Consider the following 14,466-nt stretch of genomic DNA (forward strand, 5'->3'; position numbering starts at 1 on the left):
GGAGGTCAGAACAGTGCGGGCGGCTCCGCCGGGGGCGGCTCGGGCAGCGGCTCGACCTCCGGGACCAGCCCCCTGACCTCGTCGTGGAACCGGCGCGCGAGCGTCAGCGCCTCGGCGTTGTCGGGCGTGTGGACGAACACGGTCGGCGAGCGGCCCTCCCGCAGCCAATCGGCGACGGTCGCCGCCCACTCGTGCCAGCCCTCGACGGTCGCGGCGGTGTCGTCGCGGCCCAGGTAGCGGACCATGGGATGGCCGGTCAGCGCCCGCGAGCGGCGGGGGAGGCGCGGCTTCCTCGTCCAGGCGTCGCGCTCGGCGTCGGTCGTCGGCGGCTTCTGGAACAGGACGGTCGTGTCGAACGGCACCCACTCGGCGCCGGTCGCGGCGAGGGCGCGCTCCAGCAGGTCACCGGCCCGCGCGTCCTCGAAGAAGGCGCGGTGCCGGACCTCGACCGCCTGCCCGTACCGGCGGGGGAGGCGGCGCAGGAACCGGGCGAGCGTGCCGACGTCGGCCGGGCCGAACGACGCCGGGAGCTGCACCCACAGCGCGTGGACGCGCGTTTCGAGCGGCTCGATCGCGGCCAGGAACGCCCGGACCTCGTCGTCGCCGCCCGCGAGGCGGTGGTGGTGCGTGACGGGTTTCGGCAGCTTGGGCACGAACCGAAAGTCGGGCGCGGTCTGCGCCGCCCACGACTCCACCGAGCTCCGCGGCGGCGTGGCGTAGAAGGTCGTGTTGCCCTCCACCGCGTTGCACCACGTCGCGTACGCGCGCAGGCGCTCCTTCGGGGGCAGCGGGTGGGGGAGCAGGCGCCCCTGCCAGGGCGCGTGAGTCCACATCGCACATCCCACGTGAAGCCGCACGAACGCTACGTTACCGCGCCCCACGCACCGTTCCGGAGGCATGGCGGGACGGGAGGCCGCGCGTAGCCCTGGCGCGGCCTCCCGTCCCCGTTCGGGGGTCGGCTCACGGACGCCGCCCGATCACGGCGCCGTCAGCCGGGGGACCTCAGCCGAAGTCGAGGTCCGAGCACTGGTAGAAGGCGTTCTCGGTGTCGGCGATGTCCCAGACGGCGAGCAGGATGTGCCGGCCGTGCCGCTGCGGGAGCGTGCCGTTGTGGACGGTCGGGTTGGAGGGCTGACGGCCGCCCATGTTCTGCTGGATGAACGGCGTCGAGTCCAGCGCGGCCCGGGTCAGCGGCTGCGTGCTGTTCCAGCCGTCCTTGGTGAGGAAGTAGCGGAACGACGAGGTCGAGTGCGCGGCGGTGAAGTGCCAGCTGATGCTGAACGCCGATCCGGAGGTCACCTTCGTCGCGGGCCATCCGGTGCCGCCGCGCTGGTCGTCGAGCGGGGACCAGCGCCCGTCGGCGCCGGCGCAGATCGTGCCGTCGCGCGGGCCGGACTTCGGGAACCCCTTCGGGCCCTCGACGCCGTCCGGGTCCCACTGGACCTGGCCGCAGTTGTTCACCTTGTGCTGCCCGCACAGGTAGCTGCGGCTCGCGGGGGAGGTGGTGTAGCCGTGCGACCATGCCGGCACGGCGAGCGCCAGCGGGAGTCCGACGGTCACGGCGGCGGCGACGGCGAGGCTTGACTTCCTGGGCATCTGCTTCTCCTTGGCGGGGAGGCACCGCGGTGCCTGGAGCGGAGCGAGCCGGCCCGGCAAAACCAACTCAAAGGAAACTTTCCTGTCAGTAAGGTGACGCGTCGGCGGCGCTCAGTCAACCCCCACGGCGACGAAGTGGTCACTGGGACGCATGTTCTTGGCAGGCCATGCCTAGGCCGGTGCCCGGCCCGGGAATACTCTCCGGGCAAACCCAGAGGAAGGTGCCCCGCCATGGAACACACCACGACCGACACCGAGCAGGAGCGGTCCGCAGCGATCGCGTGGACGACGCCCGACTACGAGGTCGTCGAGACGTCCCTTGAGGTCACGGCCTACTTCGGCGCCGGGATCTGACCCGCGGATGCGGCTGCTGGTGCTCGGCACCGCGGCGGGCGGCGGCGTCCCCCAGTGGAACTGCGCGTGCCCCGGGTGCGCCGCCGCCCGCGTCGAGCCGGGCCGGCGGCGCCGGCACGCCTCGATCGCCGTCGAGGCGGGCGCGGGACGGTGGTACATCGTCAACGCGACGCCCGACATCGGCGAGCAGATCGAGGAGTGCGGGCCGCTGCACCCCGGTCCGGAGCGGCGCGCCACCCCGGTCGCCGGGGTGATCCTCACCGACGCGGAACTCGACCACACGCTCGGCCTGCCGCGCCTGCGGGAGGCCGAGGCGGTGCGGATCGTCGCGACCGGCGCCGTCCGGGGCGCTCTGTCCGCAGGCCTCAGGCTCGACCGGGTTCTCGCTCCCTATACCCGGCTGACCTGGACGGACCTCGCCGTGACGGCGCCCGGACCGCTGGAGGAGGGCGGGCCGCTGGAGGTCCAGGGGATCAGGGTCTCCGGCAAGCGCCCCCGCTACGCGGTCGACCTGCCCGGCGCGCCGGGCGACGACGGCGCCTGGGTGGTGGCCCTGCGCATCCGCGACCGGCGGGACGGCAGGGCGGTCGTCTACGCGCCCGCCCTCGGCGTCTGGCCGGACGAACTGGACCGTGCCGTCAAGGACGCCGACTGCGTCCTCGTCGACGGCACGTTCTGGGACGATGAGGAGCCCCGCCGCACGGGCTGCTCCAGCCGGACGTCCACGGAGATGGGCCATCTGCCGATCACGGGTCCCGGCGGCACGGCCGAGCGGCTCGCGGACGTCCCCGCCGCGCGGCGCCTCTACACGCACCTCAACAACACCAACCCGCTCGTCGATCCCGACGACGCCGGGCACCGCCGCCTCGCCGCGTCCGGGATCGAGGTGGCCCGGGAGAGAATGGTGATCGAACTGTGAGCGCGACCCTGCCCGACGGAGGGCCCGACGGAACCTCCAATGGAGCGCCCAACGGGCGGCCCGGCGGGTCGCTGGAGGACCGGCTCCGCGCGCTGGGGGAGCGGCGGTACCACCACCGGCACCCGTTCAACCTCCGCATGCACGAGGGGACGCTGACCCCGGACGAGCTGCGCCGCTGGATCCTCAACCGCTTCCACTACCAGCGCCACATTCCGGTGAAGGACGCGCTGATCCTCGCCAAGCTCGGCACGCGCGAGCTGCGGCGCTCCTGGATCCGGCGCGTCCACGACCACGACGGCCCGCCCGACGCTCCGCCGGGCGAGGGCGGCATCGAGCGGTGGCTGCGGCTCGGCGAGGCCGCCGGCCTGGACCGCGACCTGCTGCTGTCGGGCGAGGGCGTGCTGCCCGGCGTCCGGATGGCGGTGGACGGCTACGTGAACTTCTGCCGGAACGCGACCGTGCTGGAGGCCGTCGCGTCCTCGCTGACCGAACTGTTCGCGCCCGACCTGATGGCCACCCGGATCGCCGCGTGGGAACGCCACTACCCGTGGGTGGAGCCCGAGGGGCTGCGCTACTTCCAGGTACGGGTCGGGCAGGGCCGCCGCGACTCCGGCGAGGCGATGGACCTCGTCCGCGCCTGGACGCACTCGCGGGCCGACGAGGAGCGGGTCCTCGCGGCGTTCACGTTCAAGTGCGAGGTGCTCTGGTCGCTGCTGGACGCGGTCGAGCACGCCGGCCGCACCGGCGCGGAGGTGCCCGATGCCCGGTGAAGACGCGTGGCGTCCCGTCCTGGACGGGTCGGTCCTCCTGCGGCACGACCGCGTCCGGGGCGGCGACCTGCTGCTGATGCCCGAGCGCGCGGTGCGGCTCAGCGGCTCGGGCGGGCGCATCCTGCGGCTGTGCGACGGCAGCCGCACCGTCGAGGGCATCATCGCCGAGCTGCGCGGAACGTTCCCGGACGCGCCGCTCGGCGAGGAGGTGCCCGCGTTCCTGGAGCGGATCCGGGCGGAGGGCTGGCTGCGATGACCGTCCCGCCGGCGCCGTGGGCGCTGCTCGCCGAGGTCACCCACGCGTGCCCGCTGCACTGCCCGTACTGCTCGAACCCCGTGGAGCTGGTGCGCCGGAGCAGGGAGCTGGCCACCGCCGACTGGGAGCGGGTGTTCGGCGAGGCCGCCGACCTCGGCGTCGTCCAGTCGCACGTGTCCGGCGGCGAGCCGCTGCTGCGCCCCGACCTGGCCCGGATCGTCGCGGCCGCGCACCGCGCGGGCGTCTACACCCAGCTCGTGACCAGCGGCGTCGGCCTCACCGAGGCGCGGCTGGACGAGCTGCTGAAGGCCGGGCTGAACAGCGTCCAGCTCTCGGTGCAGGACGCCCGCGCGCCCGGCTCCGACCTCATCGCGGGCCGCGTCTCCTACGCCGACAAGGGACGGGCCGCCGGGGTGGTCCGCGCCGCCGGCACGCCGCTCGGGCTGAACGTCGTCCTGCACCGGCACAACCTCGACCACCTGCCGGAGATCATCGCGCTCGGCGCCGCGTGGGGCGCCGAGCGGATCGAGCTCGCCAACGTCCAGTTCTACGGCTGGGCGCTGCGCAACCGCGCCGCGCTGCTGCCCACCCGGGAGCAGCTCGACCGCGCGAAGGCGACCGTCGCCGCGCACCGCGACGCCCACCGGGACGGCGGCCCCGAGCTGGTGTGGGTCATGCCCGACTACTACGAGGGCGTGCCCAAGCCGTGCATGGGCGGGTGGGGGATGCGCTCGATCACCGTCGGCCCGGACGGCACCGCCCTGCCCTGCCCCGCCGCGTACGCGATCGAGGGGCTGGCGCCGCCGAACGTCCGCGACCGGTCGCTTTCGTGGATCTGGACGGAGTCGCCGGCGTTCGCCGCCTACCGGGGCACCGGCTGGATGACCGGACCGTGCGGCACCTGCCCGCGCCGCGAGACCGACTTCGGCGGCTGCCGCTGCCAGGCGTACGCCCTGACCGGCGACGCCGCGCGCACCGACCCCGCCTGCTCGCTGTCCCCCGACCACCACCTGATCCGGGACCTGGTCGAGGGCCTGGACGGGACCGCCGTGGGCGGTGACGGCGAAACCGCCGTGGCAGGTGACGAAAGCCGGACGGCCGCGCCGTCCGGCTTCGTCTACCGCCGTCCCACCTGAGCGGGCGGGACGGTCGGCCCTCGTCAACGCTCCGCGTAGACGAGGGCCAGTTCGCTGGAGAAGTACTCGGGCAGGCCGTCCCACGGGTTGGCGCCGGTCCGGTCGGTGACGTACACGACGCCCGCGTTGCACCGCTCCGCGCGCGCCAGCGCGCGGGACAACACCGGACGCGGCGCCGCGTACACCAGGTGGCAGAACCGCTCGGCGGGAAGCCGCCGCGCCCACGCCGGGACGCGGAGGTGCCGGTAGGCCGACCAGGGCCCCTCGAAGGTGACGAGGAGGTCCGCGAGCCCCGAGTACGCGGCGTCGGGGTAGGTGCCGTGGTTGAGGACGATGCGGGTCATGCCCCGTCCCCGCGCGCCCGCCGTGATCCGCCGGTACCGCAGCACGTGCCCCGGTTCGGCGGACACCTGGTCGAGGAAGGCCATGCGGATGCCGTACCAGGTCCGGTACCGCACCAGCTCGTCCTCGACCTCGCAGGCGGGACGCCCGCCGTAGGCGGTGTCGACGTACCCGGCGAGCCGCACGCCCGCGTCGGACGCGCGGCTCGCCACCTCGGCGAAGGCGCGGTCGCGGACGGTGCCCGCGCCGCTGTCGACGTTGAGGACGACGACGCCGAGGCGGGCGTCGGCGAGCGCCGCCCAGTCCACCGCCGCGGGGTGGAAGTAGGCGGGCACGGCGACCGCCCCGACCCGGCCGTTCAGCCCGGGCACGCGGTCTCCGCCCAGAGGTCCCGCAGGGACGTGGCGAGGTCGGTCGCGGGGGCCCAGCCGAGGGCGCGCCGGATCGCGCCGATGTCGGCCTGCTGCCAGGCGACGGCCGACGAGCGCTCCGAGCCGGACGCGGCGGCCTCCAGCACCCGCCGCCGCGATCCCGTGACGCGCAGGAGCAGCGCCGCGAGGTCGCGCAGCGGCGTCGCCCGCCCGCTGCCCACGTTGAGGACGGGTGGCAGCGGGCCCGGGGCGAGCGCGGCGGTGAGCACGGCGTCCGCGACGTCGCGGACGTCCACGAGGTCCCGGCTCGCGGTGAGCGGGCCGACATGGACGTCCTCGTCGGAGTCGTCCGTCCGGCGCAGCTCCCCGGCGAGCCGTCCGGCGAGCGTCGACCCGGGCGAGCCCGGGCCCACCGGGTTGAACACCCGCAGCACGACGGCGTCGGGCGCGCCGCCGGCCAGCTCCGTCCCGGCGAGCTTCGTGACGCCGTACAGGCTGTGCGGGCGCGGCTGCGCCGACTCGGTGACCGGCGTCCCGTGCTCCACCGCCCCGTACTCGGCGGCGGAGCCCAGATGGACGAGCCGTGCCTTGCGCCCCGCCTCGGACAGCGCCGTCACCAGGTTCGCGACCGCGACGACGTTGCCCCGGACGAGCTCGGCCGGGGTGCCCGAGGTGACGCCGGCGCAGTTGACGACGACGTCCGGCTCGATCTCGCGGAGCGCGTCGCCGACCGGCGCCGCCCCGGCCGCGAGGTCGAGCCCCCGGACGCCCGGCTCCGGCGACCGCGACGCCGCGACGATCTCGACCCCCGTCGCGGCCGCCCGTGCCCGGACGTGCCGTCCCACGAAACCCGTGGCGCCGACCAGCAGGATCCGGCTCATCGCCGGCTCGCCGGCGCCCGGCGCGGGGAGGGCTCCCCGCACCCCGCGGCCGCCACCCGGACCGGGCCCTCCAGCAGCTGCGGGCGCAGGTGCGGGAACTCGGCGTTGGCACGGTCGTAGTCGTCGGGGCGCCCGATGTCGAGCCAGTACCCCTCGAAGCGGTACTCGCGGGGGTGCCGGCCCTCCGCGAGCAGGTCCAGGACCAGCTCGTCGAAGCCGAGCGACAGCCCCGCCTCGTACTTGGCGATGCAGTCCCGCGAGACCCCATAGACGCCCATGCTGACCTGGTAGTCCAGCGTCGGCTTCTCGCTGAACTCGATGACCTGGCCGTTCCGGGTCGTCAGGACGCCGAAGTCGATCGAGACCTGCCGCGCGTAGGTCGCGACGGTCAGCGGCGGGCGGGTCGCGTTGTGCTCCTCCAGCAGGTCGGCGAAGTCGAGGTCGGTGAGGACGTCGCCGTTCATCACGAGGAAGTCCTGCGGGAGCCGGTCGCGCATCGTCAGCAGCGGCCCGATCGTGCCGAGCGGCGCCGTCTCGGACGCGTAGTCGATGCGCAGCCCCCAGCGGCTTCCGTTGCCGACGTAGGAGCGGATGAGGTGGCCGAGGTGGCCGATGGCCAGTGTCACCGACCGGAACCCCTGCCGGGAGAGCTGGTGGAGGAGGATCTCCAGGATGGCGTACTCGTCACCGATCGGGACGAGCGGCTTGGGCAGCGTCGTCGTGTACGGCCGCAGCCGCACCCCTTTGCCGCCAGCGAGAATAACGGCGTGCATTTTGCCCCTCCGTGCCTAGATGTTGTACATGGACGGCCGGTAGCGCGCGAGGTTGAGCGGGTCGAGGAACCACTCGATGGTGTCCTTCAAACCCTCCTCCAGCGTGTACCGGGGGCGCCAGCCGGTGTCGCGGCGCAGCCGGCCGCTGTCGCACACCAGCCGCATGACCTCCGAGCGGGCGGGGCGCTCCCGCGCCGACTCGGAGCGGAACTCGGTCTCCGCGCCCATCAGGTCGGCGATCGTCCGGGCGAGCCGGCCCATGGAGATCTCCTGACCGGTCCCGGAGTTGAACAGCTCCCCGGCGACCGCGTGCTCGGGCGCGGTGCCGAGGGTGTAGAAGGCTTCGGCGGTGTCCTTGACGAACGTGAAGTCGCGGGTGGGCTCCAGCGCGCCGACCTTCACGACCTCGCTCTTCGCGGCGATCTGGCTGATGACGGTGGGGATGAAGGCGCGCGCCGACTGGCGCGGCCCGAAGGTGTTGAACGGGCGCAGCGTCACCACCGGCAGCCCGAACGACGCGTGGTAGCTCTCGACGAGCTTGTCGGCCGAGATCTTGGTCGCGGCGTAGGGGGACTGTGCCTGCAACGGGTGCGTCTCGGCGATGGGGACCTCGCGGGCGGTGCCGTAGGTCTCGCTGGTCGAGGTGTGCACCAGCCGCGGCGTGCACAGGCTCCGCACGGCCTCCAGGACGTTCAGCGTCCCGAGGACGTTGGTCTCCACGTAGGACTGCGGAGCCTTGTAGGAGTAGGGGATCGCGATCAGCGCGGCCAGGTGGTAGACGACGTCGGACTTGTTGACCAGGTCGTACACCGACTCGGGGTCGCGCACGTCGCCCGGGACGACCTCGACGGTGTCGAGGACGCCCGGGGGGAGGGAGTCGAGCCAGCCCCAGGAGCCGAACGAGTTGTACTGGACCATGGCCCGGACGCGGTGACCGCGTTCCACGAGCAACTCGACGAGGTGGGAGCCGATGAATCCGTCGGCTCCCGTCACGGCGACCATGCTCTTCATCGGAGGGTGCCTTTCGACGGGGGGACTTTCGGAGGACTTGCGGGAGACTTCTCGGACTTTCGGGAGACTTCTTGATGCGGGGGAGACTTGGTCGTTCGGAAGACTTTCTGTGCGGCTGATCGGTGCGAGTTATCGGTGCGAGGTCGCGCGCGCGAGGACCGCGCCCGCGTAGGTCGTGAGGACGAGCAGGAGTCCGGCGGCCACCACCAGCTGGACCGTCCCCGGGTCCAGGCCGGGGACGCCGGTGGCGGAGGCGGCCTCGGCGAGCAGCGCGGACGCCGAGGCGGCGAGCACGACGCCGACCCGCCCGCACGCTTGCAGGACGAGCGCGATGAAGAACGCGCCGCCGAGGCCGACGTATCCCAGCAGGATCCGCAGCGTCGCGGCCGTGAGCGGCACCCCGGCGAGCGGCGCGATGGCCGCGACGAGCGCGGTGAGCGAGGCGATGTAGCGGGCGAGCGCCCCGGCGAGCGCGGCGCGGGCCGCCCGCGCGAAGCCCCCGATGTCGGTGTGCACGCGGAGCAGGTCGTGGACGCGCCTGCGGTAGACGTACAGGATCCACTCCGCGACGCCCATCGACAGCGACAGCGCCAGGACGGCCACCGTCGTGGCGCCGGACGGCACGGGCCGCCCGGCGATCGCGCACAGCAGCGTGAACGTCAGCAGCCCGCCGGTCAGCAGGCCGAACACCGCGAACGGCAGCGCCGAGACGACGTCGCGCAGCGTCGCGACGCGGCCGGCGGGCCGTCCCGCCCCCGACGTGCACACGATCGCGAGCGCGACCGTGGCCAGCAGCGTCGTGAGCCAGGACCCCCAGACCCACGGCGGCACCGTCTGCGGCGTCCCGAGCCCGTGGAGGGCGAGGTAGACGATGACGGAGACCGCGCCCGGCATCAGCGCCAGGAACAGCCGCCGCTCCCCGCTGTGCACCTGCACGACCATCGCCGACAGCAGGTAGCCGCACAGCCCGATCGCGAGCGCCGTCGCCGCCGTCCCCGCCGCGAGCACGGCCCCGGCCAGCGCCGTCACGGGCATCACGACGAGCACCCCGGCGGCGAGGCCGTAGCGCAGCACCCGCGCCGCCGCCGCCCGGTTGCCGAGCCCCAGCCGGACGTAGCCGAGGTAGGCCGTGCCCTGGCTCAGCGTCCACGACAGCAGCAGCGACAGCACGAGCAGCACCCCGGCGGCCGACCGCGCGAGCACCGGCTCGGCCGCGAAGAAGCACAGCCCGGGGAGCCCGAACAGCACGCCGCGCAGCAGGTGCCGCCAGGGCACCGCCCGCCATGGGGCCTCGTCCGCGTCGGGCACCGGCGGGCGGCGCGGCGTCTGGTCGTAGAGGTCCTCGGCGAGCGCGAACACGTCGCCGTGGCCGTAGCGGCGCGCCCCGTCGTCGTTGATCCCGTCGGCCTCCAGGCCGGCGGTGACCTCCAGCGGGTCAACGGCGTTCTGGCACAGTTCCGCCATGCGCTCCTGGAGCTCCCCGAACGCTTCCTGGACGGCGGTGGTCATGCGAGCCTCGCTTCGGCGGGACGGGTTCCGGACGGCCCCGGCTCGGCCAGCCCGGAGTAGATCGCCCGGAACGCGTCGACGGCACGGTCGACGGTGAACAACTCCAGTGCCCGGTCGCGGGCGGCGTGGCCGAGCCGCCGCCGCGACACCTCGTCCCCGAGCAGCCGGAGGCACGCCTCCGCCATCGCCTCGGGGTCGCGCGGCGGGACGACGAGCCCGGTGTCGGCGACGGCCTCGGTGACGCCGCCGACGTTGGTGGCGACGGTCGCGCGCCCGCAGGTCATCGCCTCGATGAGCGTGTAGGGGAAGCCCTCGGAGATGCTGGACAGCACGACCACCGAGCCCGCCGCGTAGGCGTCCCGGATGTCGTCGACCCGCCCCTCGAAGATGGCGCGGTCGGCGACGCCGAGGTCGGCGGCGAGCGCCTCGCAGCGGGTGCGGTACTTCTCGCCGCCCTTCGGCGTCCCGCCGAACATCCGCAGCCTGGTCTCCGGCATCTTCTCGGCGACCAGCGCGAACGCGCGGATGAGCGTCTCCAGGTCCTTGATCGGGTCGACCCGTCCGGCCCAGCTGATCGTGGGGACGGCCGGTTCCGCGCCCGCCGCCGGGAACGCGTCGGGATCGACGCCGTTGTAGACGGTCTCCATGTTCTCGGGGTCGGCGCCGCACCGGATCTGCCAGCGCTGGTTGTAGAGGTTGGACGGCGTCACCAGGTCGGCGGCGCGGTATCCGGCGGAGCACAGCAGCCGCATGAACCCGAGCAGGGCCGCCTTGACCGGCCACGCATACGGTGACCGGCCGAACCCGATGTAACGTTCCCGCAGGTAGATGCCATGTTCGGTGAGGCAGAGCGGTGTCTGGTAGGTCCATTTGGCGGCCAGGCAGGGCAGCACGGGGATGCCGTTGGACACCGCGTGCGTGACGTCGCCGACCGGCGCGGGCCGCATCAGCGGCCGCAGCTGGTGCTCCAGGAGGTCGATCGTGGTCAGGGCGTCGTGGACGCTCGGCCGGACCCCGATCCGCTCGTACTCCTCCTTGTGGGCGGCCCACTCGTCCATGAGCCACCGCACCGGGCCCTCCATGCGCATGGCCGCCTGGAGGTCGGCCTCCCGCCCGAACTCGAAGAGTCCGCGGAGGATGTGGGGGAAGACTTCGGCCTCCGGCCCCGAGGGGGCGAGGATCGCGTGGAGGAAGGCCCGGCACAGCTTCTCGAACCGGCGGGCGAGCCCGCCGGACGGGGGCCGCCCGCCGGGCGGCCCCCACATCGGCACCGACTCGGCGGTGACATGTCCGGGGAGGTCCCACACCACCGGCTCCGAACCGGAGGCGGTGATGGCGAGGACGTTGAAGGCGTGCTCGGGCATGCCCCGGACGAGCTGGTCGCACCAGACACTGACACCGCCGAAACTGTGCGGATAGGTTCCCTCTGTCACAAGGGTGATGTCCAAATCAGGTCCCGGGCGGAGTGATCGTGAAGTCACCCGCCTTGTAGGCGGACCGCTCACCGGCGTACGCCTGTCCGAACGGGTCGGAGCCCTGCCGCGTACCCTCCGGCGCCGTCACCGGCACGTCGAGCCCGCCGGGTGCCTTGACCGTCACCGTCCCGTCCTGGAGGTAGGCGGTCACCTCGCCGCTCTCGACGGCGCCCGCGCCCAGCGCGCCGCGCCAGGCGGCCTGCCGGCGCAGATCGTTGCCGAGCGAGGCCATGTCGTCGTTGATGAGGGGGGCGTTCTCGACGAACGTGGCGCGGTAGGAGGTCAGGATGCTTTCGAGCAGCGTGTAGAGAATCCTGTCCTCGGTGATGTTCGACTGGTGGGCGTAGTGCGGGCGGGGGTCGTTGCTGACGATGTGCGACAGCGCGATCCGCGTGTCCACCGGGACGATGTAGGAGGTGTAGCCCGTGTCGGCGTTGAGCGGCTCGATGCACGTCACCGTGGACGGGTTGTCCTCGCAGATGCCGCTGCCGCCGTCGGCGCGCTTGGTGTAGATCCAGTTGTACTCGTCCACCTCCTCGGCCTCGGTGCCGACGTTGAAGAACACGTTGAACGGGTGCCGGGGGACGGTGCGCACCCCGCTCAGCGAGCGCTGCTGCGGGTCGCGCGAGGCGTCGCCGGCCAGCCACTTGACGCCCGTGCCCTCCAGGCCGGGGACGAGGTTCGGGTTGTCGTCGGGCTGCTGCGGCAGGATCCGCAGGCCGGAGTGCTCGCCGGTGACCAGCTCGGCGGGGTCGAGGGTGATACCGCGCGCCTTCGCCCACGCGATGTTCTTCGCGACCTCCTGGTTGATGTCCTCGGCCTTGACCCAGACCGGCTTGCCGGTCTGCGGGTCGGTCACGCACTTCCACGGCCGGACGGAGTTGTCCTGCACGCAGCCGAGGTAGCTGTGCGCGTAGGTGTGGTTGATCCAGCGGAACCTGTCCCGGGCCTCGACGAAGGCGTCGGTGAGCGGGTCGTCCCCGTTCTTCCTGATCTCCTCGTCGCTGCCGGCGGCGTTGAAGGCGAGGTCGATGGCGTAGCCGTGCTGCCGCTGCCAGGTGTTGGCGTACTCGACGTCCTCGGGCTCCATGCGGATGGGCTGGGTCGTCGTGCCGTCCTGGCAGTCCTCGCCGGGCGTGCAGTCGTCCTCGACGCTCCAGCGTGAGTCGGGCAGGAAGACGTCGTCGACGTGGACGCCGAAGTAGTTGCGGTTCTGGCCGAGGTGGACGCCCTTGGTGAGCCAGGTGACCAGGCCGTGCGCGACCGTCCGGAACTGCCACTGCTCGTTGTTGGCCGAGTAGGTCAGCAGCAGTTCGCTGCGCCCGTCGTGGGTGTAGACGCCGGCGAGCGTCCCGGTGACGTTCTTGACGGTCGCGGTGATAAGCGGCTGGAAGGACTTGCCGTGCGCCGGGTCGTCGGGCAGGGGGTTCGCGAGGAAGCCGTAGCTCTCCGAGACGTCGGCGGCGAGGTCGTCGAACTTGAGCGGGCCGCGCAGGTAGCGGAACGTGTCGGCCTTCCCGGCGGCGGTGACCTGGGCCTGCGTGCCGTCCAGCGTGCCGGAGTAGCCGGGCGGCTTCATCCCGACGTTCGTCCCCGGGTACACGTAGGCGTCGAGCTGGCGGATCCCGAACTTGGCCTCGTAGGCCGCGATCGCGGCCATCTCGGCCTGGTGCGCCTGGTCGAACGGCGCCGCGTTGGGCAGGACGATCGCTTGGTACTTGGCGCGGGGCACCCCGTCGACGGTGTCGGACAGGAAGGCCGCGTCGATCACCGGCCGGTCGGCCCGGCGCAGGTCGACCGTCCGGTACGGGACGCCCTCGCTCTTCAGCTGGGCGGCGACCGCCTCCACCGAGGAGCTGCCGTTCGTCACGACGAGGACCTGGAGGTCGACACGGGGGCCCACGGCCGAGGCGCTCACCTGCGGGCAGACGGTCAGGGCGGCCGCCGTCAGGACGCCGAAAACGGCGCCGAGGACGGGACGGCGGGCCTGGCTCACGACGCAACTCCGGCGCGTTCGAGGAATTTCACAGCGCTTCACATCCACATTCGAATTGAATTGAGGGGGGACGGGAACTCGGCTACCAGAGCATGCGGCACGCCGATGTTCAAGTAAAGGCGGGGCGGGGCCCAACTTGACGTGGGCCCGGTCCTAGGACTGTCCTGTACAGGGGTTATCCGGTTGGAACTCGCCGGTAACCGGTTTTATGACCGGCCGGTGCCATCCCCGGTGACTGCCGAATTCAATTCTCGCCAGCGGATGATGGCATGCTCCCTGCCGTCGGCCTCCAGCCGCTTATAGATCTGATGGGCGTGGTTCTTGACGGTCTTCTCGGAGATGACGAGGTGCCGCGCAATCTGCCGGTTGGTCAGCCCGGCGGCGATCAACTCGATGATCTCCACCTCGCGGGGGGTGAGCGCGGGGGCGTTCCGCGCCCGCTCCGGGCGCCCGTCGTGCACCCACCGGACGAGCGCCGTCGCCGCAGGTGGCGACAGGTGCGACTCGCCCCGGTCGGCGGCCAGCACCACCTCGGCGAGGCCCTGCGGCTCGAAATGGCCGTAGACGAGGCAGCAATGGGCGCCCGCCATGAGCGTCTCGACGAGCACGGCCGGGTCGTGCTCGGCGGTCACGACGATGATTCGGCCGCCATGACCGGCCCGGCCGAGCGCGCCGATATCGGCGGCGGGCGGCGGGGTGGCGTCCAGCAGCACCACATCGGGGGCGAGCCGGCGGGCCTCCGCGGTGGAGTTGCCGAGCCCGCCATTGCCGACGACATCCAACATCGGGGCCGACCGCAGCAACGCGTGCAACCCGATGCGCACCACCGGATTATTGCTGACAATCAGCACCCTGACCGCGTGGGAACGCTGTTCCATGGTGGCGTCGGACCTCATGGGAGATCATTGTCCCAATCCTTTGACTTGCAATTCCAGTGTGAATTACACATCGTCCAAAGTTGGCGTCGATGGCGCGGCGTTCGTGCAGCGAGACGGGATGGTCACGCTGTGCGCCGGTGCTCGGAGGCCCACTCGAAGGGCCACATGTGGTCATCATCGGCGCGGGCGAAATGGTGCG

At 72.7% G+C, this 14,466-nt stretch carries 15 protein-coding genes; 5 read left to right on the forward strand and 10 right to left on the reverse strand.

Annotated elements, in window-relative coordinates; genetic code table 11:
* Nucleotides 1–5 precede the first annotated feature (5 nt).
* Both K2F47_RS08775 and K2F47_RS08780 read right to left on the reverse strand, forming a co-directional pair.
* Nucleotides 6–899, reverse strand: a complete 894-nt coding sequence (locus tag K2F47_RS08775; RefSeq protein WP_504912238.1) for a DUF72 domain-containing protein — start codon at nt 897–899, stop codon at nt 6–8.
* A gap of 103 nt (nt 900–1,002) precedes the next feature.
* Nucleotides 1,003–1,596 carry a lytic polysaccharide monooxygenase auxiliary activity family 9 protein gene (locus K2F47_RS08780; protein ID WP_242902254.1) on the reverse strand — a complete coding sequence of 198 codons (594 nt, stop codon included), beginning with the start codon at nt 1,594–1,596 and terminating at the stop codon, nt 1,003–1,005.
* A 231-nt stretch (nt 1,597–1,827) separates the two neighbouring features.
* On the opposite strand from K2F47_RS08780, the gene pqqA reads away from it, so the two are divergent.
* From pqqA to pqqE, 5 genes are read left to right on the forward strand one after another with little or no spacing between them, the layout of a single operon-like run.
* Nucleotides 1,828–1,950 (forward strand): pyrroloquinoline quinone precursor peptide PqqA, encoded by a 123-nt coding sequence (gene pqqA, locus K2F47_RS08785; RefSeq protein WP_242902255.1) that lies wholly within the window; start codon nt 1,828–1,830, stop codon nt 1,948–1,950.
* A 7-nt stretch (nt 1,951–1,957) separates the two neighbouring features.
* Entirely contained in the window at nt 1,958–2,869 is a 912-nt protein-coding gene (pqqB, locus tag K2F47_RS08790) for a pyrroloquinoline quinone biosynthesis protein PqqB (protein ID WP_242902256.1), read from the forward strand.
* Entirely contained in the window at nt 2,866–3,639 is a 774-nt protein-coding gene (gene pqqC, locus K2F47_RS08795) for a pyrroloquinoline-quinone synthase PqqC (RefSeq protein ID WP_242902257.1), read from the forward strand. Before pqqB ends, pqqC begins: the two co-directional genes overlap by 4 nt.
* Nucleotides 3,629–3,895: a pyrroloquinoline quinone biosynthesis peptide chaperone PqqD gene (pqqD, locus tag K2F47_RS08800; protein WP_242902258.1), complete on the forward strand. Its 267-nt coding sequence runs from the start codon at nt 3,629–3,631 to the stop codon at nt 3,893–3,895. Before pqqC ends, pqqD begins: the two co-directional genes overlap by 11 nt.
* On the forward strand, nt 3,892–5,031 hold the full coding sequence (gene pqqE / locus K2F47_RS08805) for a pyrroloquinoline quinone biosynthesis protein PqqE (RefSeq protein WP_242902259.1): 1,140 nt from the start codon (nt 3,892–3,894) through the stop codon (nt 5,029–5,031). Before pqqD ends, pqqE begins: the two co-directional genes overlap by 4 nt.
* A 23-nt stretch (nt 5,032–5,054) precedes the next feature.
* Here pqqE and K2F47_RS08810 read toward each other — a convergent pair whose 3' ends face one another.
* The 8 genes from K2F47_RS08810 to K2F47_RS08845 all read right to left on the reverse strand — a co-directional run bounded on the left by K2F47_RS08810 (nt 5,055) and on the right by K2F47_RS08845 (nt 14,285).
* The gene (locus tag K2F47_RS08810; protein WP_242902260.1) at nt 5,055–5,744 is read right to left on the reverse strand and encodes a spherulation-specific family 4 protein; all 690 of its coding nucleotides are present in this window, start codon (nt 5,742–5,744) and stop codon (nt 5,055–5,057) included.
* Nucleotides 5,732–6,625, reverse strand: coding sequence for an NAD-dependent epimerase/dehydratase family protein (locus K2F47_RS08815; protein WP_242902261.1), 894 nt, complete (start codon nt 6,623–6,625; stop codon nt 5,732–5,734). The genes K2F47_RS08810 and K2F47_RS08815 overlap by 13 nt, the downstream gene beginning before the upstream one ends.
* Entirely contained in the window at nt 6,622–7,398 is a 777-nt protein-coding gene (locus K2F47_RS08820) for a sugar phosphate nucleotidyltransferase (RefSeq protein ID WP_242902262.1), read from the reverse strand. Before K2F47_RS08820 ends, K2F47_RS08815 begins: the two co-directional genes overlap by 4 nt.
* Nucleotides 7,399–7,413: 15 nt before the next feature.
* A complete protein-coding gene (locus K2F47_RS08825) occupies nt 7,414–8,409 on the reverse strand; it encodes a GDP-mannose 4,6-dehydratase (protein WP_242902263.1) in 996 nt (331 codons plus the stop codon).
* A 129-nt stretch (nt 8,410–8,538) separates the two neighbouring features.
* Entirely contained in the window at nt 8,539–9,918 is a 1,380-nt protein-coding gene (locus tag K2F47_RS08830; protein ID WP_242902264.1) for a hypothetical protein, read from the reverse strand.
* Nucleotides 9,915–11,351, reverse strand: a complete 1,437-nt coding sequence (gene pelF, locus K2F47_RS08835) for a GT4 family glycosyltransferase PelF (RefSeq protein WP_242902265.1) — start codon at nt 11,349–11,351, stop codon at nt 9,915–9,917. The genes K2F47_RS08830 and pelF overlap by 4 nt, the downstream gene beginning before the upstream one ends.
* 16 nt (nt 11,352–11,367) lie before the next feature.
* The gene (locus K2F47_RS08840) at nt 11,368–13,389 is read right to left on the reverse strand and encodes a hypothetical protein (RefSeq protein ID WP_242902266.1); all 2,022 of its coding nucleotides are present in this window, start codon (nt 13,387–13,389) and stop codon (nt 11,368–11,370) included.
* A gap of 206 nt (nt 13,390–13,595) precedes the next feature.
* Nucleotides 13,596–14,285, reverse strand: a complete 690-nt coding sequence (locus tag K2F47_RS08845) for a LuxR C-terminal-related transcriptional regulator (RefSeq protein WP_242902267.1) — start codon at nt 14,283–14,285, stop codon at nt 13,596–13,598.
* Nucleotides 14,286–14,466: the final 181 nt, after the last annotated feature.

It is taken from the genome of Actinomadura terrae (genome assembly GCF_022751215.1).
Lineage (GTDB): Bacteria > Actinomycetota > Actinomycetes > Streptosporangiales > Streptosporangiaceae > Spirillospora > Spirillospora terrae.

Bases quoted from the DNA above. Each gene is read 5' to 3' on its own strand.
- K2F47_RS08775 (WP_504912238.1), bottom strand. From the start codon at position 899: ATGCCTCCGGAACGGTGCGTGGGGCGCGGTAACGTAGCGTTCGTGCGG.
- K2F47_RS08780 (WP_242902254.1), bottom strand. From the start codon at position 1,596: ATGCCCAGGAAGTCAAGCCTCGCCGTCGCCGCCGCCGTGACCGTCGGA.
- pqqA (WP_242902255.1), top strand. From the start codon at position 1,828: ATGGAACACACCACGACCGACACCGAGCAGGAGCGGTCCGCAGCGATC.
- pqqB (WP_242902256.1), top strand. From the start codon at position 1,958: ATGCGGCTGCTGGTGCTCGGCACCGCGGCGGGCGGCGGCGTCCCCCAG.
- pqqD (WP_242902258.1), top strand. From the start codon at position 3,629: ATGCCCGGTGAAGACGCGTGGCGTCCCGTCCTGGACGGGTCGGTCCTC.
- pqqE (WP_242902259.1), top strand. From the start codon at position 3,892: ATGACCGTCCCGCCGGCGCCGTGGGCGCTGCTCGCCGAGGTCACCCAC.
- K2F47_RS08815 (WP_242902261.1), bottom strand. From the start codon at position 6,625: ATGAGCCGGATCCTGCTGGTCGGCGCCACGGGTTTCGTGGGACGGCAC.
- K2F47_RS08820 (WP_242902262.1), bottom strand. From the start codon at position 7,398: ATGCACGCCGTTATTCTCGCTGGCGGCAAAGGGGTGCGGCTGCGGCCG.
- K2F47_RS08825 (WP_242902263.1), bottom strand. From the start codon at position 8,409: ATGAAGAGCATGGTCGCCGTGACGGGAGCCGACGGATTCATCGGCTCC.
- K2F47_RS08830 (WP_242902264.1), bottom strand. From the start codon at position 9,918: ATGACCACCGCCGTCCAGGAAGCGTTCGGGGAGCTCCAGGAGCGCATG.
- K2F47_RS08845 (WP_242902267.1), bottom strand. From the start codon at position 14,285: ATGAGGTCCGACGCCACCATGGAACAGCGTTCCCACGCGGTCAGGGTG.